Origin of the sequence: Pseudomonas sp. MYb541, from assembly GCF_037479595.1 — a bacterium.
Lineage (GTDB): Bacteria > Pseudomonadota > Gammaproteobacteria > Pseudomonadales > Pseudomonadaceae > Aquipseudomonas > Aquipseudomonas canadensis.
The window spans coordinates 35,337-56,173 of sequence record NZ_JBBGYS010000032.1 but is presented as its reverse complement, the minus strand read 5'-3'; the positions used below and the strand labels follow the sequence as shown (position 1 = coordinate 56,173).

27 protein-coding genes and 1 tRNA gene are annotated in these 20,837 nt (G+C 56.3%); 16 read left to right on the top strand and 12 right to left on the bottom strand.

The genetic code is table 11. The annotated features are described in order from the left end of the window. The first annotated feature begins 92 nt into the window (after positions 1-92). The 3 genes from WH299_RS19900 (at position 93) to WH299_RS19890 (ending at position 2,661) form a co-directional block, all read left to right on the top strand. Positions 93-166: transfer RNA gene (locus WH299_RS19900), tRNA-Cys, on the top strand. A 291-nt stretch (positions 167-457) separates the two neighbouring features. Continuing rightward, positions 458-1,618: a hypothetical protein gene (locus WH299_RS19895; RefSeq protein ID WP_339551096.1), complete on the top strand. Its 1,161-nt coding sequence runs from the start codon at positions 458-460 to the stop codon at positions 1,616-1,618. A 110-nt stretch (positions 1,619-1,728) separates the two neighbouring features. After that, positions 1,729-2,661 (top strand): hypothetical protein, encoded by a 933-nt coding sequence (locus tag WH299_RS19890; RefSeq protein WP_339551095.1) that lies wholly within the window; start codon positions 1,729-1,731, stop codon positions 2,659-2,661. Between the two features lie 129 nt (positions 2,662-2,790). Here WH299_RS19890 and WH299_RS19885 read toward each other — a convergent pair whose 3' ends face one another. From WH299_RS19885 to WH299_RS19840, 10 genes are all read right to left on the bottom strand, one after another. Continuing rightward, positions 2,791-3,855: a tyrosine-type recombinase/integrase gene (locus tag WH299_RS19885; RefSeq protein WP_339551094.1), complete on the bottom strand. Its 1,065-nt coding sequence runs from the start codon at positions 3,853-3,855 to the stop codon at positions 2,791-2,793. Between the two features lie 3 nt (positions 3,856-3,858). Further along, positions 3,859-4,095: a DUF4224 domain-containing protein gene (locus WH299_RS19880; protein WP_223018388.1), complete on the bottom strand. Its 237-nt coding sequence runs from the start codon at positions 4,093-4,095 to the stop codon at positions 3,859-3,861. 2 nt (positions 4,096-4,097) lie between these two features. Next, the gene (locus WH299_RS19875) at positions 4,098-4,442 is read right to left on the bottom strand and encodes a hypothetical protein (RefSeq protein WP_339551093.1); all 345 of its coding nucleotides are present in this window, start codon (positions 4,440-4,442) and stop codon (positions 4,098-4,100) included. 77 nt (positions 4,443-4,519) lie between these two features. Further along, the gene (locus WH299_RS19870; protein ID WP_339551092.1) at positions 4,520-5,341 is read right to left on the bottom strand and encodes a YfdQ family protein; all 822 of its coding nucleotides are present in this window, start codon (positions 5,339-5,341) and stop codon (positions 4,520-4,522) included. A 51-nt stretch (positions 5,342-5,392) separates the two neighbouring features. Then, complete coding sequence (locus tag WH299_RS19865; protein ID WP_047541804.1) at positions 5,393-5,740, bottom strand: hypothetical protein; 348 nt, start codon at positions 5,738-5,740, stop codon at positions 5,393-5,395. Between the two features lie 54 nt (positions 5,741-5,794). Next, a complete protein-coding gene (locus WH299_RS19860) occupies positions 5,795-6,037 on the bottom strand; it encodes a pyocin activator PrtN family protein (protein WP_032888577.1) in 243 nt (80 codons plus the stop codon). Beyond that, the gene (locus WH299_RS19855; protein ID WP_339551091.1) at positions 6,034-6,411 is read right to left on the bottom strand and encodes a hypothetical protein; all 378 of its coding nucleotides are present in this window, start codon (positions 6,409-6,411) and stop codon (positions 6,034-6,036) included. Before WH299_RS19855 ends, WH299_RS19860 begins: the two co-directional genes overlap by 4 nt. Beyond that, positions 6,408-6,683, bottom strand: a complete 276-nt coding sequence (locus WH299_RS19850) for a hypothetical protein (RefSeq protein ID WP_339551090.1) — start codon at positions 6,681-6,683, stop codon at positions 6,408-6,410. Before WH299_RS19850 ends, WH299_RS19855 begins: the two co-directional genes overlap by 4 nt. An 11-nt stretch (positions 6,684-6,694) precedes the next feature. After that, the gene (locus WH299_RS19845; protein WP_339551088.1) at positions 6,695-7,276 is read right to left on the bottom strand and encodes a deoxynucleotide monophosphate kinase family protein; all 582 of its coding nucleotides are present in this window, start codon (positions 7,274-7,276) and stop codon (positions 6,695-6,697) included. A gap of 343 nt (positions 7,277-7,619) precedes the next feature. Then, positions 7,620-8,417 (bottom strand): LexA family transcriptional regulator, encoded by a 798-nt coding sequence (locus tag WH299_RS19840; RefSeq protein WP_339551116.1) that lies wholly within the window; start codon positions 8,415-8,417, stop codon positions 7,620-7,622. Positions 8,418-8,505: 88 nt separating this feature from the next. Here WH299_RS19840 and WH299_RS19835 point away from each other — a divergent pair, with 88 nt between their 5' ends. The 3 genes from WH299_RS19835 to WH299_RS19825 all read left to right on the top strand — a co-directional run bounded on the left by WH299_RS19835 (position 8,506) and on the right by WH299_RS19825 (position 9,569). Beyond that, a complete protein-coding gene (locus WH299_RS19835; RefSeq protein ID WP_339551087.1) occupies positions 8,506-8,745 on the top strand; it encodes a Cro/CI family transcriptional regulator in 240 nt (79 codons plus the stop codon). Between the two features lie 139 nt (positions 8,746-8,884). Continuing rightward, on the top strand, positions 8,885-9,373 hold the full coding sequence (locus tag WH299_RS19830) for a phage regulatory CII family protein (RefSeq protein ID WP_339551086.1): 489 nt from the start codon (positions 8,885-8,887) through the stop codon (positions 9,371-9,373). Next, positions 9,303-9,569 carry a TraR/DksA C4-type zinc finger protein gene (locus WH299_RS19825; protein WP_445262714.1) on the top strand — a complete coding sequence of 89 codons (267 nt, stop codon included), beginning with the start codon at positions 9,303-9,305 and terminating at the stop codon, positions 9,567-9,569. Before WH299_RS19830 ends, WH299_RS19825 begins: the two co-directional genes overlap by 71 nt. Positions 9,570-9,586: 17 nt before the next feature. Here the strand turns inward: WH299_RS19825 and WH299_RS19820 are convergent, their stop codons facing one another. Then, positions 9,587-10,219 carry a DUF4145 domain-containing protein gene (locus WH299_RS19820; protein WP_339551083.1) on the bottom strand — a complete coding sequence of 211 codons (633 nt, stop codon included), beginning with the start codon at positions 10,217-10,219 and terminating at the stop codon, positions 9,587-9,589. A gap of 37 nt (positions 10,220-10,256) precedes the next feature. Here WH299_RS19820 and WH299_RS19815 point away from each other — a divergent pair, with 37 nt between their 5' ends. The 3 genes from WH299_RS19815 to WH299_RS19805 all read left to right on the top strand — a co-directional run bounded on the left by WH299_RS19815 (position 10,257) and on the right by WH299_RS19805 (position 14,253). Beyond that, a complete protein-coding gene (locus WH299_RS19815) occupies positions 10,257-12,947 on the top strand; it encodes a bifunctional DNA primase/polymerase (RefSeq protein WP_339551115.1) in 2,691 nt (896 codons plus the stop codon). Positions 12,948-13,275: 328 nt separating this feature from the next. Continuing rightward, entirely contained in the window at positions 13,276-13,764 is a 489-nt protein-coding gene (locus WH299_RS19810) for a hypothetical protein (RefSeq protein ID WP_339551081.1), read from the top strand. A gap of 282 nt (positions 13,765-14,046) precedes the next feature. Further along, a complete protein-coding gene (locus WH299_RS19805; RefSeq protein WP_339551120.1) occupies positions 14,047-14,253 on the top strand; it encodes a hypothetical protein in 207 nt (68 codons plus the stop codon). Here the strand turns inward: WH299_RS19805 and WH299_RS19800 are convergent. Continuing rightward, positions 14,197-14,463 (bottom strand): DUF1883 domain-containing protein, encoded by a 267-nt coding sequence (locus WH299_RS19800; RefSeq protein WP_339551080.1) that lies wholly within the window; start codon positions 14,461-14,463, stop codon positions 14,197-14,199. The two genes, WH299_RS19805 and WH299_RS19800, sit on opposite strands and share 57 nt — an antisense overlap. A gap of 99 nt (positions 14,464-14,562) precedes the next feature. On the opposite strand from WH299_RS19800, the gene WH299_RS19795 reads away from it, so the two are divergent. The 7 genes from WH299_RS19795 (at position 14,563) to WH299_RS19765 (ending at position 20,821) form a co-directional block, all read left to right on the top strand. Further along, positions 14,563-14,907: a phage holin family protein gene (locus WH299_RS19795; protein ID WP_191947147.1), complete on the top strand. Its 345-nt coding sequence runs from the start codon at positions 14,563-14,565 to the stop codon at positions 14,905-14,907. A gap of 203 nt (positions 14,908-15,110) precedes the next feature. Next, positions 15,111-15,668, top strand: a complete 558-nt coding sequence (locus tag WH299_RS19790) for a terminase small subunit (protein ID WP_339551079.1) — start codon at positions 15,111-15,113, stop codon at positions 15,666-15,668. Between the two features lie 4 nt (positions 15,669-15,672). Beyond that, entirely contained in the window at positions 15,673-17,670 is a 1,998-nt protein-coding gene (locus WH299_RS19785) for a phage terminase large subunit family protein (RefSeq protein WP_339551078.1), read from the top strand. A gap of 1 nt (position 17,671) precedes the next feature. Next, a complete protein-coding gene (locus WH299_RS19780) occupies positions 17,672-17,878 on the top strand; it encodes a phage head-tail joining protein (protein ID WP_069673279.1) in 207 nt (68 codons plus the stop codon). Continuing rightward, positions 17,878-19,359: a phage portal protein gene (locus tag WH299_RS19775; protein WP_339551076.1), complete on the top strand. Its 1,482-nt coding sequence runs from the start codon at positions 17,878-17,880 to the stop codon at positions 19,357-19,359. Before WH299_RS19780 ends, WH299_RS19775 begins: the two co-directional genes overlap by 1 nt. Further along, positions 19,356-20,486, top strand: coding sequence for a head maturation protease, ClpP-related (locus WH299_RS19770; RefSeq protein WP_339551075.1), 1,131 nt, complete (start codon positions 19,356-19,358; stop codon positions 20,484-20,486). The genes WH299_RS19775 and WH299_RS19770 overlap by 4 nt, the downstream gene beginning before the upstream one ends. Further along, on the top strand, positions 20,483-20,821 hold the full coding sequence (locus WH299_RS19765; RefSeq protein WP_069673276.1) for a head decoration protein: 339 nt from the start codon (positions 20,483-20,485) through the stop codon (positions 20,819-20,821). Before WH299_RS19770 ends, WH299_RS19765 begins: the two co-directional genes overlap by 4 nt. Positions 20,822-20,837 lie beyond the last annotated feature (16 nt).

The following is a 20,837-nucleotide window of genomic DNA, read 5'->3' as shown; positions in this document are numbered from 1 at the left end:
TGTATTCAATGAGTTAGAGTAGAGGCAGGGTTTTACAGCCCACTCAAGTTTTTATGCGGTGAGTGTCAGCAGCCAGGACATTGATCGTTTGAGGCCGAGTAGCAAAATGGTTATGCAGCGGATTGCAAATCCGCCTACGCCGGTTCGATTCCGACCTCGGCCTCCACTCTTAGAAACCCCGTAGATCAACGATCTACGGGGTTTTTTATTGCTTGAGATTTGACGAGCACTTCCGCAACTTTTTGAATCGCTTCCGCAACACGGTGCTCTATCCTACCGGTTGGGGTGTTATTGTAGGAGTTGTCGACCCTCCATAGGATGGGGGACAGGTAGCCGAAATGGTCCTCGAATTTGGTTTTTAGAGGCCGCGATTGTGGTCACAAGCAAGGACTTGATCGATCTCAGGATCTCGTATGGCCTTGAGAAAATAATCAAAAGTTAAGACAAGGAGATTCTAGTGAATCTGATTCACGACCATCGCACAGATTGCTACTCTCTTCTCGGAAACATGACAATTGGTGAGTACCTCACTCTTGTGCGTGATGCGCACGCCCAGCGTGGCGGAATAACCGGTCAAAGGGAAGTGCTGAAAACTACAACGGCAAAGCGCATTCGGGAAAGAATGGTTTCAGATATTCGGGCCGGAGCAGTATTGCCTCCAGTGGTGATTGGGGTTGTAGTCAGCGAAGAGCTAATTGAAGATATATCGACACGAAAAGTGGTAGCCCCTGAACTATTCTTGAAGGCGGTTTCCGTATTTGATCTTACTATAATTGACGGTATGCAAAGGACCGCAGCGTTGATCGATGCTTGCGAGGTTGATGTTAATATATCATCTCGCGAGATGCGGGTAGAGTTTTGGGTAGCGCGTTCGGTTAGGTCTCTTGTTTACAGAATGTTGGTGTTAAATACTGGCCAAGTACCTTGGACATTGGCTAGGCAGCTGTCCGTTGTTTACGCACCTCTGTTAGATGAGATTAAGAGTAAGGTTGATAATATCGATAGAATATTTTCTCCGGATCGACCAGGGCGGCGTGTTGGCAGTGGCCAGTTTAGTTCGGATGCGCTTGTTGAATTGTACCTCGCATTTTCATTGAGGAAGAGTAACGTAGACACCAAAGAAACCTTGTCGGAAGAGTTTTCTCGTTTAGATTTCGTGGATAACTTGGCTGATGTTGGTTTTCAGGATCATTTCTACAATGCGCTTTCAATGTTAGTAGAGTTTGATAAAGCATTCGATCGTTATGACAATGGCAATACTGGCCGCTTTTCGAGAGGGAAAGAAATATTTGGAAGTCAGCCTGCCCGCATCGGGTTTATGGTAGCTATGGCTCAGTATGTCTTAGGCCGCCCAGGGCTCGATAGGACTATAGAAGAAAGAAGCATTCGTATGGCGAAAGTCATAAGGCAGTCAAGTCGACTTGTAGGTGATCTAAATAAGCTGCCACCACTTGAGGTTGGTCAGTTTCTCCAATTGGATGTGTTGAGTGAAATTCTAGATAAAAAAGTAGGGCAAGTAGGTCGTTATGAAAGGAGCGTATTCGTCGAGGCTTTTAAGGTACTTATTGAAGATGACTTTGAAATACCTAACATGGAACCGTGCTGGCGTGCAAGCTAATGGCGACTAGGAATAAAATCGACGCTAACAAGAGTGTTTTCGCGGGGTTAGATAGATTTTGCACTGTAAATGGGGAAGTGCTTTCGATTGGTGCTGGTGCACGATGGATAGTGAGCGAAAAAGGTTCGGATGTTCATCGATTAGTTAAAGCTGACTTGACTTCGTTTCTCTCGATGGGGCCGTCCTTAAAAGTAGCTCGTTTTGATGTTGATGGCGTAGGTCTTTTTTGCTCTTTGGGACTTGAGTTGTCAGATGAAATTCCAGGTCTGCATGAAGAAGTTGTGGGTGGGGGAATGCTGACCGCTGTTCTGTCAGAGCTTTCTCCAACTCCGATTGTCTCGGCGCTTGAGGTTAGAAATATTATCGAAACTGATAGTCTTACGTTAGGATACAAGGGGCATGAGGCGTATGAGATTGCGCCGCTCTTTCCTCTGGTCAAGATTTTTTCAGGCGCAGATATAAGTCAAGATGAAACGTCACGTATATTTTTCCTTATCTGCTTAGCTGATGGCATTAGATCTGGAACTTGGATGGATAGGGGGTTAAAAAGCAATTTACAGTTGATAGCTGAGTTAAGTCCGATAGCTATACCTTATAGAATATTGTGTCGGTCTCTTTTTGATACGGATCCAAGCGCTGTATTTTTAGCTTTGTATCGGTGTTTAGAGGCGCTCTATGCGTACTCCCATACAACTGATTTGATTTTAAAATTGAAAATGGATCATGAGTGGGATTATGTCGCGCGGATACTCGAAGAGACCCTAGCATGGCGGCCACGCGAGGAGCCAAGCCTGGGTGCTCTATTACAAAATGCTGTTTCAAGTGACTTGAAGGCTATGATCGAGGCGCTAGGAGAGAATCTTCCTCCAGGCGCTGATCTTGTAAATTTTGCGACTAAGAAGATGTATAATCTACGAAATTCACTAGTTCATTATAGAGCTTTTCATCACTCATTTGACCCTGAAAGTGTTGATTGGAATAGGCTTTGTGAGGCTACAGCATTAATGGTTCTTCATATATATGCTTCTATTGTCAGCAAGTGATCTATAGCAGCGAGCAATTAAGCTATTTTACTCTTTGGTTTCGCGACCTCCTACGAGGTTGCGTTCATAGAGGGCCGGTCTGTGCATCCGCAAATGGTTAGGCACTCACTGGTAGAGATAACATATATGTCATTTCGTCGGTTTAACAATTTCACCGACTCGCCGATAGACCTTCTTGGTCATCTCCTCTGTGGAGTGACCTAGTAGGCGGCTAGCGTGCGTCAGCTCGATCTCGCTGGCAGCTTTTGGTCTGATATCCTTGAACTGAAACTGACGAATGCTCGTTGCCAGCGCTGGATCACCATCAGCTGACGCTTTGATTGCTGCCTTCTCTCGTGCGTCGTCCCACCGATTACGCAGCATCTGCTGGCTCATCCGAAGTCCAGACGCGTTTGTTATCAAAGTTGACGTGCGGATTCCGTTGACGGCTCTGCGTTCTTGCAGGTCGTCGATAAAGCTACTCAGGCCGGATTGGATTCCGTCATCTTCCAAACGAAGACGGAGACGTTTTTCGGTCTTGCCCTGACCAATCAGCAAAAAGCCATTGTTCAAGTCGGTAGCTGCAATCTTGAGCACATCAGCGGGACGTTGGCCGGTCAGGTAGGCCAGATCCATCGCGTCCTTGAGTTCCTGTATCGCTTCCGCGTATACCGCGTTCCATACGGTTGCACCGGCATAATAGTCCCGTGGCTTTTCCTTGTTGCGGCGAACGCCAAAGCAAGGGTTTGCTTTGTCAGTCAGCCCCCATTCTCGTGCAATGGTGAATGCATGGGAAAGCAGGGCGATCTCACGGTTGGCCCTCACCTTGGCTGTCCTAGCGTCACGGTACTGCGCTACTACTTGAGGCGTGATCGACTCAATAGGGGCGCTCTCAAATGCTCTTCTTAGCTGCTTGAGTTCCTTGCGGTTGTCGGATTGGGTGCGAATCGACTTGCCCGGGATGATTTCCTTTTCGTAGCGATCAAATACATAGCTCATCAGATGGGTAGGCTTAGGCGGTGTCTTGCGCTCCAGTCTTGCCCATTCCACTTTGGCCTGATCGAGGTCTGTCCCGAGTGGGATTTCCTTCCGCTTCCCGTCGGTAGTTCTCCCGTCGTAGTAATACGATGTCCAAGTATTTCCACTCTTACCCTTGCGCGTGCGCCGTATCATCCGTGGTGGCAGATCTCTATTGGCTTTACTTCTCTGGCGCATCAGTCAGCCCACCTTTGCAAGGTCGAGCGACCAGGTTTCAGCCACAGTATTAGCAGCGGATGGTTTGACTCCTGACAGTTTCAGTCGGGCATAAATCCGGCCAACTATTGGGCGGCGAGCGCCTGTCAGAACAAACTCCCAGTGGTTTTCGGTCAACCACTGGATCTGCTTGGAGGGGATTTGATAGCCGGTGATGGTCGCCAGTTCTTCATCGGCAAGGGTTTCGCTTTGGACTTCCATCATCATGCCTCCGTATCCAGTTGCGCAGGGTAGGCCGCCAACCACATCTTCGCGGCAAAGGCGCTAAGCTGCCGGCGCTGTTTGTTCACCCTGCCGACCATGATTTCTGTCCCGGGGAACGCTTTCCAGGTTTCCACGGCTAGTCCCAGTGACGTTGTGATCTTCGTCATCAGTTCGTGGTCGTCGATGGTGCAGGCTGGCGAAGCGGAATGTTGCTCGCGAGCCAGGTTGACGCCACGCTCAAAGCCGCGCGCAAAAGCTTTCTTGCTCGCTTTGATCAGGAAGAAAGCGGTCGCAATCCAGCCTGCGAGCAGGCCGGCGACGATGATGTAAGTTTCGATTTGCATGTGCTGTATGCCTCGTTAGAGCCCGCCGCCGGACAGTTTTGGTGAGAGGACGGCAGCGGGGTGTTGCAGGGAGTTAGTTAGAACGTGGCTTCATAGAGCGGCACGTCGGTGATGTCGCCTTCGATCTTGGCGCGCACGGCGTTGTAGGCTTCTTCGAGCACCTTGTCGGCGCGTACCAGTTCGTACCACATGACAAGGCGGCCGTCCTGAATGCGGTAGCGGAAGCGGGCGGGTACGCAGAAGGTGTCGCCGCCGAGGAACGGCTTGAGCGCAATGAAGAACTCTTCAGGGATGCGCAACTGGCCAGCTTCGCCGGCGCGCCCATCAATCTCTTCGTTGTAGGTCAGTTGCACCTGGCCGTTGTCGAGGCGAGTGCCTTGGCGGAACGTGATGTTCTTCTTGGCTTCCAGGGTGCGGCTGATTTCGAGCATGTCGGCAGCGCTTGGAGTGTTCTCATGCTCGGGGTGGTGGGTAATGTCCTTCACGTTGTCTTCGATGAATTCGGCGAAGGTTGCCTGGTCCATGCGCTTGCGATCCTTTTCCTTCCAGTTGCCCCATTCAACGGTGGTCGGGCAGCGGTACGTCGCGACATGATCGCGCCAGGCGGGTTTGGCCGGATCGTGGTAGTCGATGACTGCCGTGAAAGTCCGGCCTTCGGGGCCGTTGCAAAACACTGCCGTGGCCTGAGTGGAAAAACGATTTACGTAGCTGATGAACGACTCGGCATCGAGCACGGTCAGCTTCTGCTTGATGCGCGAAGGCGCGGGCAGCAGGTGCTCCAGGCTTTCGATGCTGACGCCGTTCGGTACGAGCGCCAGCGGCGCAGGGATTCCGTCGACCGCGATGGGCTTGCCGAGGGATTGGGCCAGGGTGACCAGGTGCTGTAGGGCTTGTTGCATTGGATGTGCTCCAGTGAGTGACGATTTGGTGAGAGGTTGGTGGGGCGGGTATTACTGGCTGACCTGGCGCAAAGCTCCAGGCCCGGGTTCATCCTCGACACTGCGCAGCGGGATTTCTTGCTGGCGTGGGTCGCGGCGGGTGATGTTGCCTTCGGGCGTGAGGAAGAACAGCGATGTTCCGCGCGCCAGTACAGGCTCTTTGGTCTTTACGTCGGCCTTCACGGTCATCTGGCCGCCGCCATCAGGCTTGTAGGTAAGCTTGATGGTCAGATCGCCGCCCTTGCCGGTCATGCGTATGGCGTCGATCAGGCTGTGCTGGGCCTCGGTGAGTTCGTCCAGCAGGCCACCGGCCTCGATGTCGCGCAGGGTGTCCATAAAAGGACGTGCTTTGGTGTTCATGTGCTGTGCCTCATTGGCTGTGTCGCCCCTGGTCGGCAGGGGCTACCTTTTGAATCAGGCCGCTTGCTTCGTCGCTTGGGCGTCAAGGTAGTCGGCCAGGTCGTGCAGGTAAACGACTGGCTTGGCGCGGGCCGAGCAGTGCAGCCGCTTGACCACCAGCGCGATCCGACCGGCCTTGATTTCGCTCAGCAGGTAGCGGTCGGTGCGGATGTGCGTGAAGTACTGTTCACGCACGGCGGTCAGGGTTGGGCACGGCGTGGCGAACTGGCGCCGGAGTTGTTCCAGGGTGGTGGTCACTCGGATTCCTCCCCATACCCCTCCTTTAGGGGCACCAGCTTGAGGCGGATCAGCTCGGCGAGACTTTCTTTGCTCTTGCCCTTGGCCGCTGCCAAGACGTTGCCGTCGGCGTCTGCAACGACAGCGCCGTACGGGTATTCCGGGCACTTCACCGGCGTCACGTAGGCGATCTGACCTTCTGCGATTACTGCGTCAACGCAGCGGAACACTTCGGCTAACTCGACCGACACGCAGGGCAATGACTCCAGCAGCGCGACGGCTTCGGCAGAGGCACCAATCAGCGTGGCGCGACTGATCACCGTTGGATGGTTGAGGTACATCGGCACCAATTTCAGGGCGCCTACAGCGGAGTTGATGGCGTTCGGCGTCTTCATGCTGCTGCGTCCTTCTTGGTGATGGCGATGTCCAGCTTCTTGGCGATCCACTCAACACCCGCTTCCTTGACCAGCACCACGGAGTAGTGGGCGTAGTTGCGGAGTGTTGGATTCCAGCGGCTGCGCGGGTCGGAGAACAGGTATCCACGCTCGCGGTGCGCGCTGGCTAGATCGCCGGACGAATCGAGCACGCCGAGTTCCCGCAACCTGGTGCGGAAGGCGCGGGGCTTGAGCCCGAGCAAAGCGGCTGTTTGATCCAGGGTGCGGTTCATGGCTGCTGTCCTCAGGCTGAGAGCTGTTCGGCGCGTTGGTGGCGCTCGCGGATCATCAGGAACGCGGCGTCCAGCGAGCGCAGGAACTCGTCAACCGTGCCGTTGTTGCGCAGGATCAGATCGGCCTGGCTGACGGCTATGCCGGCCTCGCTGATGTGTGGGTTGACAGCTTGTGCGTCGGAACGAGATATATGGATGACCGTGCCGCCGCGCCGCCGAATCAGCTCTGCTTCGTTTTCGAAGCGCACGTCGCTGATGACGAATCCCATAACCGCACCCAGTGCCTTATTCATGTAGTCGAGGTTTTGTTCGCCGAGCTTCACCCAGACGTCTGGGTGCACGGTGTTGCGCGCCCACTCGGTGCCCATCGATTGCATAAGCTGGCGCGGTGAACGGTCCAGCCAAGCCAGTGGCTGCTCCTTGCGGTCGCCTTCGAAGTCGGTAGGGTCAAGGTTGAAGATCGCCATCAGGCCATCGCGAAGCGGATCAGCGAATGCGTAGTGCTCCAGCAGGTAAGTGCCGACCAGGTGTTCGGCGGCGGTAGACTTACCGGAGCGGGCACGGCCAGTGAGGCCAATCAGTAGAGGCTTCATGCAGCGTCGTCTCCCCAGGGGCCTTGGTCATCGCTGGTAATAGCTGTGGGAACGGGGGCTATGGTGGCGCGACTCAGATTGATGATGACCAAAAGGCCGGTGCTGCGCTGAATACGTTCTACGGCGGCGGGGCTGGTTGTCACCGCCGGGTGAAGGTAGACCGGGCAGCGGGTGTTGCAGTGCTGTGTCGTTTGCATGATTCGTACTCTTTGGTGAGAGATAGATACGAGTGCAAAATTAGTATCACTGATTTAATAAGTCAACAGTAACACTTATAAAGTTGTAAAAATAAAAAATCAGGTGAAAAAAAAGGCCCGGAAGGGCCTTTTGGATCAAGGGGGGGTCAGAGCATTACCGAGTACCAGAACACCTTTCCGATCACGCGAATATGGTCCTGCACATAGTCCCCATCGTAGCGCTCGTCGGGATGCTCCTCAGTGTTATAGCTGCGAAGGCGTAGACCAGATCCAGGTAGTCGGTAAAGAAGCTTCACACGCAATTGGCCGTCATGGTCGATTGCGTACATTTTTCCGTCCTGGATGGTTGTATTCGCAGTGTCGACCCCTACGGTGCTGCCATCCGGAAGCACAGGTTCCATGCTGTTCCCGGTTACTGGCACGCATCCGGCTGAGGCTGGATCAATGCTCTTTCGTTTCAGGGTTCGTTTGCCGAAACGCAGCTTGCGCCCGTTAGTTTCAAGCCTCACTTCAGATCCCTTCCCAGCAGACAATTCCACTTCCTTAAAAAACGGCAGCTCGACTTCATCTGGACCGAGTGGAGTTTCGTCGTCCCACACCTCAATTGCATGCATTTCCCAGGCAGTGCTTGACGGCGTTTTTTTGCTTTCTTGCGAACTCCGCAAGCGAGGCATCTCGGCTATCGCAGCTAGGCGTGGGCTCACTTCGTCGAGCGAAAAACCCAACACGTTTGCGAATTTTATAAGCGCGCCGATGTTGAGAGGGATGCGACCATTCAGGTACTGGCTGACGACACTTTGTCCAGACCATTCGCACATATCGGCGATTCTGTCTTGGGTAAGGGTTGGGTCATTCCGCTTGCGATCCTGAAAAATAGCTTTGAGGCGCATGGCCTCGGCTTTTCGAGTCTCGTCATCGGCGGTTAAGGGTATCGATATAGTCATGTCATCCAATTTATAAGGAAGACTTATATTATCAAAACAGCATCGCGACTTTTTCTCTTGCTGTTTAAAAGAAGTAACACTAATATCCATGCCGGAACGTCCATTCGAGGAAACGTGGATGGCTAATGAAATAGGTATCCCCTTGGAAGCTTTCGCTGAGGGGAAGACGCAACCAGAGCTGGCTTTACTCATCGGAGTTTCGCAAAGCGCTGTGTCTCAAATGCTGAACTCGGCGCGGGATATTCGAGTGCGAATTGATGAGAAAGGGGCATGTTCTGCGGTGGAGATTCGACCAATCGGATCGCGCCGCAAGCCCAAAGCTGCTTAAAAGATGCCGGGCTGGGGCCTCTCACCAAAGAATCCCCCAGCCCAGCTACGACGATACACAGCACATGCACATCGGTCGTGGTCGTAGGATAGGGCGTGCCCGTTTCTATGGCTAGACCGTAAAAGGGGTATTTACGGTTATGAGTCGAACAGATCAATCACCGGCCGCTTGGCCGGTTCTTTCTCTCCGCAAAGCTATTTACCGTGCGGCCCATGATTACCGGGGCGGCGTGACCGCTTTGGCGCTCGATATGGTGCTCGATTACGACAGCCTGCAGAAGAAGGTTAAGCATGACGAAGAGCGGCGCTGGCTGGATCCTGACGAAATGGAAGAGGTGATCAGGCTGACCGCCGATCCTTGCCTGTTGGATGCCCTGGTCAGGCCGGCGGGTGCCGTTTGGTACAAGCCAATTCCGGTACCTGCAACTGCTGATGCATTGAAGGCCGTCGGCAAGATGCTCGAGGAGTCAGGCCAGTTCGTGGCCTGCATGCACGACGGCGCCGCCGACAACATCTGGGAGCCCCACGAAGTGCTCCTGCTGGAGCAGCGCGGCATGGATGTTATCCGCGAGGTGCTGGGCATCATGGCTGGTGCACGCAAGGCTATGGAGGGCGCTGACAATGTCTGATGATATCGATATCGCCAACGATGCTGCTGAACATTTCCGACAGCTCGCACTTGCAAGCCGTCCGCGCCCAACGTGCTCCGTCAGCGCGCAATTCTGTGAGGATTGCGACGAGCCTATCCCGCTACTTCGTCAGCAGACGATCCAGGGTTGTGCTACCTGCGTCAGCTGCCAAACTCAGAGGGAGCGGTATAAGTGAATAGCGCACCTTTCAACTTAATTTCCGCTTCGGTTCGCTCTGCGGCTGTCGATGAGCGCTGGAAGCGAATAGACATAGGTCAAAAAAGCTTCCGTAAACGTTACGGCGTCTTGAGCATCAGCTTCTGTGAACTGAATATCTTCATGTGCGGCCATATTACGATCGAGGCGAATTTCTTCAGCCCAGTTCGCCATGTCCGTAGTGATTTTTCCGGTCTCAGCGAGGGTTTTCAGGCGCTTTTCCAGCTTCCAGGCTTGGTCCATCGATTTAGTCGAAAGGTCCAGAGTTTTTCCGCACAAAAAAATCGCTGTCTCATATTTTTTTCGGTGAAGACTTTCAACGGCATCGCGAAACGTTGCCGAGATCCTTGGAGGGCAGTGCAAAGGGACGTCAATATCTTGGAGGGCGGGATAATGCCCCTCAATAGATACTTGGCTTTGAATATCCAAATTGATGACTTTGTTAAAAAAAATTGGGTCATCAAGGCTATTGCGGTCGAGACCTTCGATTTTCATAACGGTTATCTCGCCGCAGTAGTTGCACTCTGCAGCAACTCTAACTCCCGCCAAGGTCAGACGTGCATAGCCAGTAAGCATTACGCCCTCAGTCTGGCAATGAGAGCACTTCTGGCGTGTGTGGATGGCAATCATGGTAGCAAATATCCTTATCGACGCTCTGGGGTGGCACATGCTGAATCAGCATAACGCCGCAAATCCTAGTCTATGGGCACGTAGATATATAGATGATTTTGGTCTTGCTCTTGTCCCAATTGACCCGGGCGAAAAGGCGCCGAAGGGTATGGGCTGGAATAAGCCGGGTGGCTACATCACCGACCCGGTTGCCGCCGAAGCATTCTGGCAACGCAACCCCAACCACAACCTGGGCGTAGTGCTCGGGCCCAGCCGTGTCTGCTCGTTGGACGTGGACGATGTGCAGTGGACGCGGTTTGTATTGTTCGACCAGATGGGCCTCGATCTGGATGCCATGGCGGTGGTCTATCCGACCATCGTGGGTAATCCATTGCGGTTCCGTGTGCTATTCAAGATGCCGGATGATATCGAGCTGACTCGCCACTCGCTGTCCTGGCCCAACGAGAAAGACCCTGACGGGTCGATTCACAAAGGGTTGATGGCGCGGGCCAAGGCCGCGAAAGAACAGGGCGATTCTGTCGGTGAGGAGGCGGCCAAGGCCGAGGCTGACGAATACAAGCGCTTCACGGTATTTGAACTTCGTGCGGGCCTGGTGCAGGACGTGTTCCCGCCATCGATTCACCCGGGCACAGGCAAGCCGTACACCTGGCGCACGCCGCCGAATGCTGCTGACGGTCTGCCAGTGCTTACCAACGAGCTGCTGAACATTTGGCAGAATTGGGATGTGTTCAAGCGCAACGCCGAGGCCGCGTGCCCTTGGGCACTAAAACCGAAGAAGCCCGCCGCGAAACCTATCAAGCGTACTCCACCCGCTGACGGCAAACCGTCGGTTATTGATGAGTTCAACCGGTGCCACGATGTGGAAGAGCTGTTGCGTGCCCACGATTACATCAAGCGCGGTAACAAATGGCTGTATCCACACAGCAGCACCGGGCTACCAGGTGTTACGGTCACCGACCGCAAAGTCTATTCGCACCACGGCGCGGATCCGTTGGCCAACGGTCACCAGAATGACGCGTTTGAGGTGTTTTGCCTGCTGGATCACGATGGCGACCAGTCGAAGGCAGTGAAGGACGCCGCTCGCATGTTGGGTATGCAGCACGCGGCGCGCCCAGCCCCGCAAGATCTTCCCCCGGCCCCATCGGCGGATGCCAGCGAGCAGGACTCCAGTGCGGCGCCCGGTGAGGCCGCTCCTGCTGCTGACGGGGGCGCGGGGGAGGTGCTGACCTATGAGCAGGTACTGCGGCGCTACGTGCTGGTCGAAGGAACCACGCAAGTGTGGGATCTCGATAAGGCGCGAGTGATGAAGAAAACCGCGTTTGAAGCACGCGTTGGCAAACCATTGGCGAAACAGTGGGTCGACGACACCAGCAAAAAGTTGATCTCGGATGACAAGGTCAAAGAGATCGAGCAAGCCCGCAAGATGGCTGGCAAGAAGGGTGGGGCGCTGAACCTGGAGCCGATTGAACGGTACGTGTACATCGACGGTACCAAGGACGTTTGGGACCGGGAAAAGAAGCGGCGAGTTGCAGAAGGCGCGGTCAAGATGGCCCTCGGTGATATGTACGGTATGTGGTTGAACAGCCCGGAGCGGCGCGTGGTCGACGTGGAGAACATCGTGTTCGACCCGACGATGACCAAGGATCCCAACATTTACATCAACACGTTTGACGGGCTGCCCATGGAGCCGGCGCGCGACGATGCCGGGTGCGAGAACCTGCGGTGGTTGATTTCATTCCTGTGCAACCACGACCAGTCGTCACGCGATTGGCTGGTGAGGTGGTTGGCGTATCCGTTGCAGCACCTGGGCGCGAAGATGGATACGGCGGTGCTGGCTCACTCGACCATGGAGGGCTCGGGCAAAAGCCTGTTGTTCGCAGATGCGTTCGGTTTGCTCTATGGGCAGTACGCGGCCACGGTCGGGCAGACTCAGCTCGAAAGCAACTTCAACGCCTGGCAAAGCCGCAAGTTGTGGGCGGTGTTTGAAGAGGTCGTGAGCCGTGATCAGCGTTACAACCAGGTGGGCAAGATCAAACACCTGGTGACCGGCAAGACGGTGCGCATGGAATCGAAGTTCATCAACGGTTGGGAGGAAGCCAACCACATGAACGCCGCGTTCCTCAGCAACGAGATTATGCCCTGGCCGATCGCGCCCAGTGACCGGCGAATGTTGGTGCTGTGGCCGATGGAGACACTTCCGGTCGAACGTCAGAAGGCAGTGGGGCGAGAGCTGGAGAATGGAGGCGTCGCGGCGCTTTACGCGTGGTTATTGTCCATTGACCTGGGCGACTTCGACCAACGCACCAGGCCGCCCAGCACTGATGCGCGTGAAAGGTTGGTGGCGTTGAGTCGAGCCAGCTGGCAGACTTTCCTGTTCCTCTGGCAGTACGGCGAGCTTGGGCGCGAGTTGTGGGGCGCCTGTTTGACGTCCGACCTCTACGCGATGTTCCTGGAATGGTGCCACCGCAACAAAGAGCATGTGATGAGTCAAACGAAGTTCTCGTTGTTCATCAGCTCAGAGGTGGATAAGACCCGCGCTATCCCCTGGACCGATGGCAGCAATCGCAAATTCGCGGCGTTCTTCTTTCCACGCGATGAGCAGGCTTCCCAGCCCCCATCACTCGGGTCGGCCGATCTGGGCAAGGCGGTAGTGGCTTGGCGGGCTGCGGCGCGCCTGGCGGGCTGGAACGTCGACAACTGGGACCACATCAAGGCGGCTGCAGCATGAATCCGACTAAAAGTGTGTTGGGTGTGTTGGGTGTGTGTTGGGTTGGTTTTCGATACCCCACACAATTTCAAGCCTTCTATTACGCGGCTTTCCGGGCTGTGTGTTGGGTGTGTTGGGTTTTGCGCCGCGCGCGCGCATGGGCGACGTTATTTGACTCCATGACAGCAAGATTTTTTTCTTATGCGAGAACCGTTAAACCCAACACACCCAACACACCCAACACCGTTGATTTAAAGCTATTGAATTTGAAGGGGTTTAGGTGTGTTGGGTTTGTGTGGGGTATGGCGTTTTTTGTGTCGGGTTCGGTTTTGGGTGGGGGAGCGGTGTGATGATCGAAGAAATTGAGGAACTCATGCAGCATTGGGGTAACCAGTTCAACCAAGTAGGTGATGGCGGCGGACTGGGCAGTCCTATGGCGACGATCATGGAGTGGGGCGGTTCTGCTCCTCGCGGAACCCCGGGATCTCGCGATCTTATGATGGCCTCCGGTGGTGGGATGGACCACGCTGCAATGGAGGTCGCGGCGGCCCTCGCGGAGCTGGAGCGGCAGTCCAAAAAAGGGGCATTGCTCGCTAAACTGGCGCGTAATCGCTATCTGCCTCGGCCTGAGTGGTCGGTACGCTCTCAGTTGCCATTGTTGGGCTTGGGAGATGATGCGGATCGGACGTATAGGAACTGGGTCCACGCTTTACATCAGCAGGTACAGGTGATTTTGACCGTGCGTAGTGCGCCAGGTCGTGCACGGAATATGCGCGTGAAATCGCCGGCAACTGATCTGACGCGAGCGTCAACAGTGGCCCGCCTGAGATCTTGCTGACTGCCGTTCGTCTGGAGGGATTGCCTCAAAGCTGCGTCAAAGTGCGTCAAAGGTGCGTCGAGCGTATCAACCGAAAAACATCCCTTTTCGGTTTTTCCGGAGCAGGGTAAAAAGCCCCCACGATATGGAATTTGCGCCTTGGCGCTGACCTCGCACGTGCTGTGCAGCTTCACCCGGTTTCCCTATACCGGTCACTTAACCCCGCTTCGGCGGGGTTTTCTATTTCTGCCTGCGCAGGGTTTTTGCGGCTGGGTGCGGGCACGTTGAGCGGATGGGACTGCGATGAAAGTAGAAATTCGAGATGAGAAGGGGAAGTTGATTTGGTCCAGAAGTGACGTAGGCGGATTTACATCACCCGCCTATGCATTCGACACGACACTTGAGCAGATAAAGCAAGTGCTGGGCTTGGCGCTTGAGCAGTGCGTAGGAGAGCTAACTGTTTCGGATGATGTTGATCGAGTGGCGGATGTTTCCGCTGCCACCACCTAGATCAATCGTAATATTCCAATGACCCGTGCTTGGAGCTGCAATGCGGGCTGGCAACATCTTGTAGAAACTCCCGAAGTATTCGTGTGCTCCACTCTGTTTGAATTTTGAAAAGTTCGTATCAGTGGTCAATCGAACATTGCATTGGTGTGAGCATTCGACAACCACGATGTCGCCTTGCTCAAGGTATTCACGCGTGTGCAGAAAGTTCATATGGCCTCCTAGCCATTGAGATGTGCGCATTGAAGTTAGCAGAATAATCTTAAAGTGCCATTACGCAGTATCAGTGGCTTGTCCTTATGGAGACAGTTGATGACAAACGAGCAGCAAGCGCTAATTGAGATGCCGATCTGGATGGTGATCGTACTGTCCCTGGTCGGCGGAATTTCCGGTGAGGCATGGCGGGCCGACAAGGCGGGGGTGAGCGGCTGGTCCTTGGTCCGCCGCTTGCTCCTTCGGTCCGGGGCCTGCGTGGTCTGCGGACTTTCCACCATGATGTTGCTGCACGCATCGGGCATGTCGGTTCTGGCGGCGGGGAGCATTGGCTGCCTCACCGCGATGGCCGGTGCCGATGTCGCCATTGGCCTGTACGAACGCTGGGCCGCCAAGCGGTTGGGCGTGTGCGATGTGCCGCCCTCCGGCGGTGGTCAGGCATGATGCGCTACAGGCCACGGAATACGTGGCTTGTAGCGATGCGCGCCAAAATGAAGCGCCGAAAGTCCGCCGGGGACCCTGGGGGCATCCGAGGGACACGGGGCATGAAACCCGCGGGAAAGTGTTAGCGGACAGTTCACCAGCTTAGTGAACCGAGGTGAACAGGTGAACTACACCGGATTCATTGGTGAACAGGAGATTCCATCATGACCGTAATTAGCAAAACGGAGTTTGCGGCACGACGTGGTTGGGCCAAATCTTATGTTTCTAAGCTGGCTAATCAGGATCGCCTGGTGCTGACCGATGACGGCAAAGTAGAGCTGGAAGCTACCGAGGCATTGCTGGCGGAGTCGGCGGATCCCAGCAAAGCCGCTGTCGCTGACCGTCATAATCGGCTTCGTCTTGAGCGAGAGGCGAAAACAGCCGCCGAAGAACCTGCGGTGCCGCAAGTTGGGCAAGCGGTAGACTTTCAGAAGTCTCGCGCTCTGCGAGAGCACTACCTTGCTCTTCAGGAGCAAGACAACTATCGCAGACAACAAGGCACCCTGGTGGAGCGCGAAGCAGTGGAAACAGGTGCCTACAATGCGGGCCGTCTGTTGCGTGATCAATTGCTTGGGATGCCCCCACAGCTTGCCCCAGAGCTGGCTGCAATGACCGACCCTTGGATAATCGAAAGGCATTTGACAGCTGCCATCCGGCGTTCGCTGGAGGACGCTGAACGTATGTCTACCTCTGACCTTGAACATGCACTAACCATGAGTTAACCCCATGCACACGGAAATTCCTGATGGTGCAGAGGTGTACCGTGAGGCGTATTTCCGTGGGCTCCAGCCCGATCCGGACGTCTGGATTGACCAGTGGGCTGACGAATACATGCGGATCCCGCGTGACTCGGGTGCCGCTGAGCCAGGCCAATACCGAACCTCGCGTACACCTTATGCTCGCGAGCCCATGCGTTGCCTTTCGCCGGCTCACCCATGCAAGCGCGTGATAACGATGGTCGCCTCCCAGTTAATGAAAACGCAGATCGGATTGAACTGGATGGGCGGCTTAATCCATATGGCGCCGTCCAACATTCTTGCGCTGCTTCCCAGCCTAGGCCTGGCGAAACGGGTGTCGTCTCGGATCAGTAAAACTATCAAGGCCACTCCCGTGCTACGCGAGCGTGTTGCCTCCAGCCGGTCGCGAGATTCACGAAACACCATGGATACCAAGGAGTTCGAGGGCGGTTCGCTGTATGTCACAACTGCGGGCTCTGCGGCCAACTTGGCCGAGTTGTCGGCGCGCTACATCTACGGCGATGAAGTTGATCGCTGGGAGGTCGACGTGGGCGATGAGGGTGACCCTATCGAACTAGCGGAAACGCGGGGTAGTACTTTTGGCCGCAACGCAAAGTTCTATTTTTCGAGCTCGCCGACGATTAAGGGCGCGTCACGCATTGCCGATCTGTTTGAATCCAGCGACCAGCGTTATTACTACGTGCCATGCCCCCACTGTGGCCACATGCAGGTGCTTCAATGGGAAAACCTTCTCTACTCAGCCGACTTTAGCTCGGTGCATTACAAATGCGCTGCGTCCGGTTTGGACTGCGATGTGTTGATCGAAGAGCACTTCAAGGGACAGATGTTAGCCAAGGGTGAATGGCGCTCCCACACCCAAGGCGATGGTGAGACCGTGGGGTTCCACCTCAATGCGCTGTATTCGCCGCCGGGGTGGATGGATTGGCGGTCGCTGGCTAAGCAGTTCGAAAAGGCCAAAAAGGCTCAGGCTAAGGGTGACCTTGAACCCATGCAGGTGTTCTACAACACTCGTCTGGCAAAGGTCTGGGACAGTGCACAAGAGCAGACGAAGGCATCGGTCCTGATTGAGCGGGCTCGTAGGGAGTGTTTCTCCCTCGGTGCGGTACCTGCTGCTGTGATGATGATCACTGGCTCTGTCGACGTGCAGGCCGATCGCCTGGAATTCATGGCAATGGGCTGGGGTGTCGGCATGGAGCGCTGGGTCATCGATCACCGAGTAATCGCCGGTGACCCATCAGATGAGCGTACCTGGGCTGTCCTCGACGAGCTGCTCAAGGAGCGCTATCGACACCCTTGCGGCGTTGGCCTGGGCATTCTTGCGGTTGCTGTCGACTCCGGTGGCCATCACACGGATGAGGTGTATCAGTTCTGCCGCGTACGGCGCTGGCGCAACATCTTCGCCATTAAGGGCGCGAGCAAGCCCGGCAAGCCGGTGATCGCTCAGCGGCCTTCGATGGTTGATGTGACCTGGAAAGGGCAGACCGAACGCGGTGGCGCAGAGCTGTGGTTTGTCGGCACCGACACGGCAAAGGACTGGATCTACAACCGCTACCCGTACGAATCCGGGCCAGGCGCGCTGCACTTCGCCAACGACTTGCCGGACGAGTTCTTCGCCCAGTGCGTGGCCGAGCGCAAGGTTGCCAAGTACGTGCGGGGCCACAAGCGTATCGAGTGGATCAAAGGCAAGGCCGAGCGCAACGAAGCGCTCGATCTGATGGTGTACAACCTGGCGATGGCGCATTACCTCGGCATCAACCGTTACCAGGAGCACGACTGGGAGCGGGTGCGGAACTCGCTGGCCCAGGCCGGTTTGTTCGATGAAAAGGTGGTCGAAGCCGAACGTGTCACGGTCGCCGAGCAGGCTCCCGAGACACCGAAGCCTGCACTGCAACCCGTCGCCCAGCCGCGACCCGCTGCACCCCCACAACGCCGCAGCTCCACCAGCGGTTACCTGAAGAGACGCTGATATGTCGTTTACACCAAAGCACCTCGAAGCCATCGAGCGCGCCATCGCACGCGGTGAAAAGACCGTGCGCTACAGCGACCGCACGGTGGAGTACCGCTCCATCGACGAACTGCTCAAGGCCCGTGACGAGATCCGAACGTCACTGATCAACGCTGCCGGACCACGCTCTCGCGTGATTCGGCTTACCCACGGAGGCAAGGGACTCTAATGGCCCGACATTATCCGACGCTCACCCGTAATGGATTCTTGCTGCCGTCGAACATCAAGGCCAGTTACGAAGGCGCCGGGGAGGGCCGGCGCTCGGCCAGTTGGGAAGCCAGCGACAGTGGCATCAACAGCATCAATACTCCAGCCCTGCGCAATCTGCGGGCTCGTTCACGGGCGGCGGTGCGCAATGACCCATACGCGTTCAACGTCATCGACAAGCGCGTCAGTAACCTGATCGGCACCGGCATCACCCCCAGGCCGACCACAGACGATGCTGCGATGCGCAAGCTCAAGCAGCAGCTGTGGGATGACTGGGTGGATGAGGCGGACGCCGACGAACTGACCGACTTCTACGGCATGCAGGCCCTGGTGGCGCGCACCGTCGAAACGGCCGGCGAGTGCTTTGTGCGGTTGCGGCCGCGCAGCCCGAGCGAAGGGTTGGCGGTGCCGCTGCAGCTGCAGGCGCTGGCCCCGGAGTTTGTCCCCCATGACAAGTTCGAGACCGCCAAAAACGGCAACGTGATCCGCGCCGGGATCGAGTTCAACCCGGCCGGCAAGCGTGTGGCGTATTGGATGTATTTGTCGCATCCACGCGATTCGTCGTCGTTGAATGCCGGATACAACCAGTTAGTGCGTGTACCGGCGGCACAGGTGCTGCACATTTTCGAGCCCATGGAGCCTGGACAGTTACGCGGCGTGCCGCGTTTGGCCCCGGTGTTGAAGCGCCTGCGCAGCCTGGATAACTACGATGACGCGGTGCTGTTCCGCCAGGAAGTGGCGAACCTGTTTGCCGGTTTCATCAAACGGCCATCACCGGAGATGGGGCAACAACCGCGTGACCCTGTCACAGGGCAACTCCTGACGACCGACCGCGACGGCTTCACGCCGATGGTCGCCCTTGAGCCCGGCACCATGCAGGAGCTGGGGCCAGGTGAAGAGGTGGAGTTCTCCAAACCACCGGACGCCGGCAACAACTACCCGGACTTTATGCGTCAGCAGCTGATGGCTGCGGCGGCAGGGTCGGGCACGCCGTACGAGATCCTCACCGGCGACATGCGGGAGGTCAACGACCGGGCGCTGCGAGTGGTGCTCAACGAATTCCGGCGCCGCCTGGAGCAGCTGCAATTCGGCGTGTATGTGCATCAGCTGTGTCGCCCGGTCCGAGCTGCCTGGATGGACATGGCGGTGCTGTCTGGCGCCCTGGTGCTGCCGGACTACGCGCAACGTCGGCGTGAATACCTGCGCACGCGTTGGGTACCGCAAGGGTGGGCCTACATCCAACCGGTGCAGGACGTGCAGGCGCGGCGGATGGAAGTACAGGCGGGCTTTGCCTCACGCAGCGAGATGGTGCTGCGTACCGGCTACGACGCGGAAACGGTCGATACGGAAAACGCTGCTGATCTCGTCAGGGCCACGGGCCTTGGCCTCAACTACACGACGCTTGAAGCCATCGAGACGTTTGATGACAAGGAACAACCATGAGTAAAAAAGCCAAACCCCGCGTTTATGACAAGGCGGGCAAGCAGGTAAAAGTCGCCGATAAAAGCTGGTACACCTTCCAGGCCATCGGCGAAGCCGAGCAGCGCAACATCGAGATATTCGTCTATGGCGAGATTGGCGCTTGGGGAGTCACCGCCAATCAGTTCGTGCAGGATCTGCGCGCTATGGATGATGGTGCGTCACCAGTGATCGTCGCGTTCAACAGTATCGGCGGTGACCTGTTCGATGGCCTGGCGATCCACAACGCGCTGTCGCGATTGGGCGAGCGCTGTACCGGGCGCATTGATGCGCTGGCAGCCAGCGCCGCAAGTGTCGCGGTGTGCGGCGCTCACCGGGTAGTGATCGCGGCCAACGCCATGTTGATGATTCACAACCCCTACACCTTTACCGGTGGCGATGCCGAAGACTTCCGCCGCGTCGCCGATGTGCTGGACCAGACCCTGGAAGCGATCATCGCGGCTTACAAAGCCAAAGCGCCGGATATCGATGAGGCGGAGCTGCGGCGCATGGTCAACGCCGAGACCTGGCTCACTGCCAATGAAGCGGTAGCGTTGGGTCTGGCTGATGAGGTGGGTGACGGCCTAAAGGTCAGCGCCTGTCTCGGACAGGGCAGTGTGTTGCAGCGCTTCCAGAATGCCCCGCCCGAGCTGCTCGCCCAACTAGATGAGGAGCCTGAAGTAGAACCGCCTGAGCCAGATCCTGCCCCTGTGCTGAATGCTGCCAAGTTGGCGCTGATGGTTACGCAGGGATGTGCAGCGGCCGGTATCAGCAACCTGGTGGACCCGATACTCGCTGCTACGAAGCTGGAAAGCGAAGCGGTGATCCAGGCAGCTCTGAGCAATGCAAAAGCCTTGCACGGCCTCTGTGTCGCGGCACGACTGCCAGAGCTGACCTGCGAATTCATCACGGCGGGCTTGGATGAAGCTGCAGTTCGTGCGCGGCTCTTCGACAAGCTGGTCGGCAGTGGTGGCGGGTTTGAAATCAACAACAGCCTGCCGCTGGACGATGATCCAGCCCCAACGATCAAGGCCAAACAGGTCGACACTCACTCAATCTGGGCAACCCGTCAGGCGGCGCAGAACGGTAACTCGAAAGGAGCAAGAGCATGAAAATTGAATCGATGCACGCAGGTGAGTTCCTGCTGTCCGAAGGCGCTGGCACGATTTCCCGCGAAGCTATCAACGTCGCTGCCGGCCCTGCGTTGGAACCTGGACAGATCCTCGGTTTGGTCACTGCTACTGGTGAGTTCGCGCCATATAACCCCACAGCTGAAGACGGTAGCGAGAACGCCCAGGCGATCCTCTTCGGACCATTAAGCATGTCGGACGTGGTGCGCCGAGGACGTGCGGTGGTGCGTCTGGCGGAGGTCAGCGAAGCACACTTGACCGGCCTGGACCCCGCCGCTGAAAAAGCGCTGAACGCTCGAAACGTGATCGTCCGCTAGGCGAATCGTTCAACCC

What these genes read in the sequence shown, in the direction of transcription:
- WH299_RS19885 (WP_339551094.1), bottom strand. Translation starts at nt 3,855, where the DNA reads ATGCGCCAGAGAAGTAAAGCCAATAGAGATCTGCCACCACGGATGATA.
- WH299_RS19880 (WP_223018388.1), bottom strand. Translation starts at nt 4,095, where the DNA reads ATGGAAGTCCAAAGCGAAACCCTTGCCGATGAAGAACTGGCGACCATC.
- WH299_RS19875 (WP_339551093.1), bottom strand. Translation starts at nt 4,442, where the DNA reads ATGCAAATCGAAACTTACATCATCGTCGCCGGCCTGCTCGCAGGCTGG.
- WH299_RS19870 (WP_339551092.1), bottom strand. Translation starts at nt 5,341, where the DNA reads ATGCAACAAGCCCTACAGCACCTGGTCACCCTGGCCCAATCCCTCGGC.
- WH299_RS19865 (WP_047541804.1), bottom strand. Translation starts at nt 5,740, where the DNA reads ATGAACACCAAAGCACGTCCTTTTATGGACACCCTGCGCGACATCGAG.
- WH299_RS19855 (WP_339551091.1), bottom strand. Translation starts at nt 6,411, where the DNA reads ATGAAGACGCCGAACGCCATCAACTCCGCTGTAGGCGCCCTGAAATTG.
- WH299_RS19850 (WP_339551090.1), bottom strand. Translation starts at nt 6,683, where the DNA reads ATGAACCGCACCCTGGATCAAACAGCCGCTTTGCTCGGGCTCAAGCCC.
- WH299_RS19845 (WP_339551088.1), bottom strand. Translation starts at nt 7,276, where the DNA reads ATGAAGCCTCTACTGATTGGCCTCACTGGCCGTGCCCGCTCCGGTAAG.
- WH299_RS19840 (WP_339551116.1), bottom strand. Translation starts at nt 8,417, where the DNA reads ATGACTATATCGATACCCTTAACCGCCGATGACGAGACTCGAAAAGCC.
- WH299_RS19835 (WP_339551087.1), top strand. Translation starts at nt 8,506, where the DNA reads ATGCCGGAACGTCCATTCGAGGAAACGTGGATGGCTAATGAAATAGGT.
- WH299_RS19830 (WP_339551086.1), top strand. Translation starts at nt 8,885, where the DNA reads ATGAGTCGAACAGATCAATCACCGGCCGCTTGGCCGGTTCTTTCTCTC.
- WH299_RS19825 (WP_445262714.1), top strand. Translation starts at nt 9,303, where the DNA reads ATGTTATCCGCGAGGTGCTGGGCATCATGGCTGGTGCACGCAAGGCTA.
- WH299_RS19820 (WP_339551083.1), bottom strand. Translation starts at nt 10,219, where the DNA reads ATGATTGCCATCCACACACGCCAGAAGTGCTCTCATTGCCAGACTGAG.
- WH299_RS19815 (WP_339551115.1), top strand. Translation starts at nt 10,257, where the DNA reads ATGCTGAATCAGCATAACGCCGCAAATCCTAGTCTATGGGCACGTAGA.
- WH299_RS19810 (WP_339551081.1), top strand. Translation starts at nt 13,276, where the DNA reads ATGATCGAAGAAATTGAGGAACTCATGCAGCATTGGGGTAACCAGTTC.
- WH299_RS19805 (WP_339551120.1), top strand. Translation starts at nt 14,047, where the DNA reads ATGAAAGTAGAAATTCGAGATGAGAAGGGGAAGTTGATTTGGTCCAGA.
- WH299_RS19800 (WP_339551080.1), bottom strand. Translation starts at nt 14,463, where the DNA reads ATGAACTTTCTGCACACGCGTGAATACCTTGAGCAAGGCGACATCGTG.
- WH299_RS19795 (WP_191947147.1), top strand. Translation starts at nt 14,563, where the DNA reads ATGACAAACGAGCAGCAAGCGCTAATTGAGATGCCGATCTGGATGGTG.
- WH299_RS19790 (WP_339551079.1), top strand. Translation starts at nt 15,111, where the DNA reads ATGACCGTAATTAGCAAAACGGAGTTTGCGGCACGACGTGGTTGGGCC.
- WH299_RS19785 (WP_339551078.1), top strand. Translation starts at nt 15,673, where the DNA reads ATGCACACGGAAATTCCTGATGGTGCAGAGGTGTACCGTGAGGCGTAT.
- WH299_RS19780 (WP_069673279.1), top strand. Translation starts at nt 17,672, where the DNA reads ATGTCGTTTACACCAAAGCACCTCGAAGCCATCGAGCGCGCCATCGCA.
- WH299_RS19775 (WP_339551076.1), top strand. Translation starts at nt 17,878, where the DNA reads ATGGCCCGACATTATCCGACGCTCACCCGTAATGGATTCTTGCTGCCG.
- WH299_RS19770 (WP_339551075.1), top strand. Translation starts at nt 19,356, where the DNA reads ATGAGTAAAAAAGCCAAACCCCGCGTTTATGACAAGGCGGGCAAGCAG.
- WH299_RS19765 (WP_069673276.1), top strand. Translation starts at nt 20,483, where the DNA reads ATGAAAATTGAATCGATGCACGCAGGTGAGTTCCTGCTGTCCGAAGGC.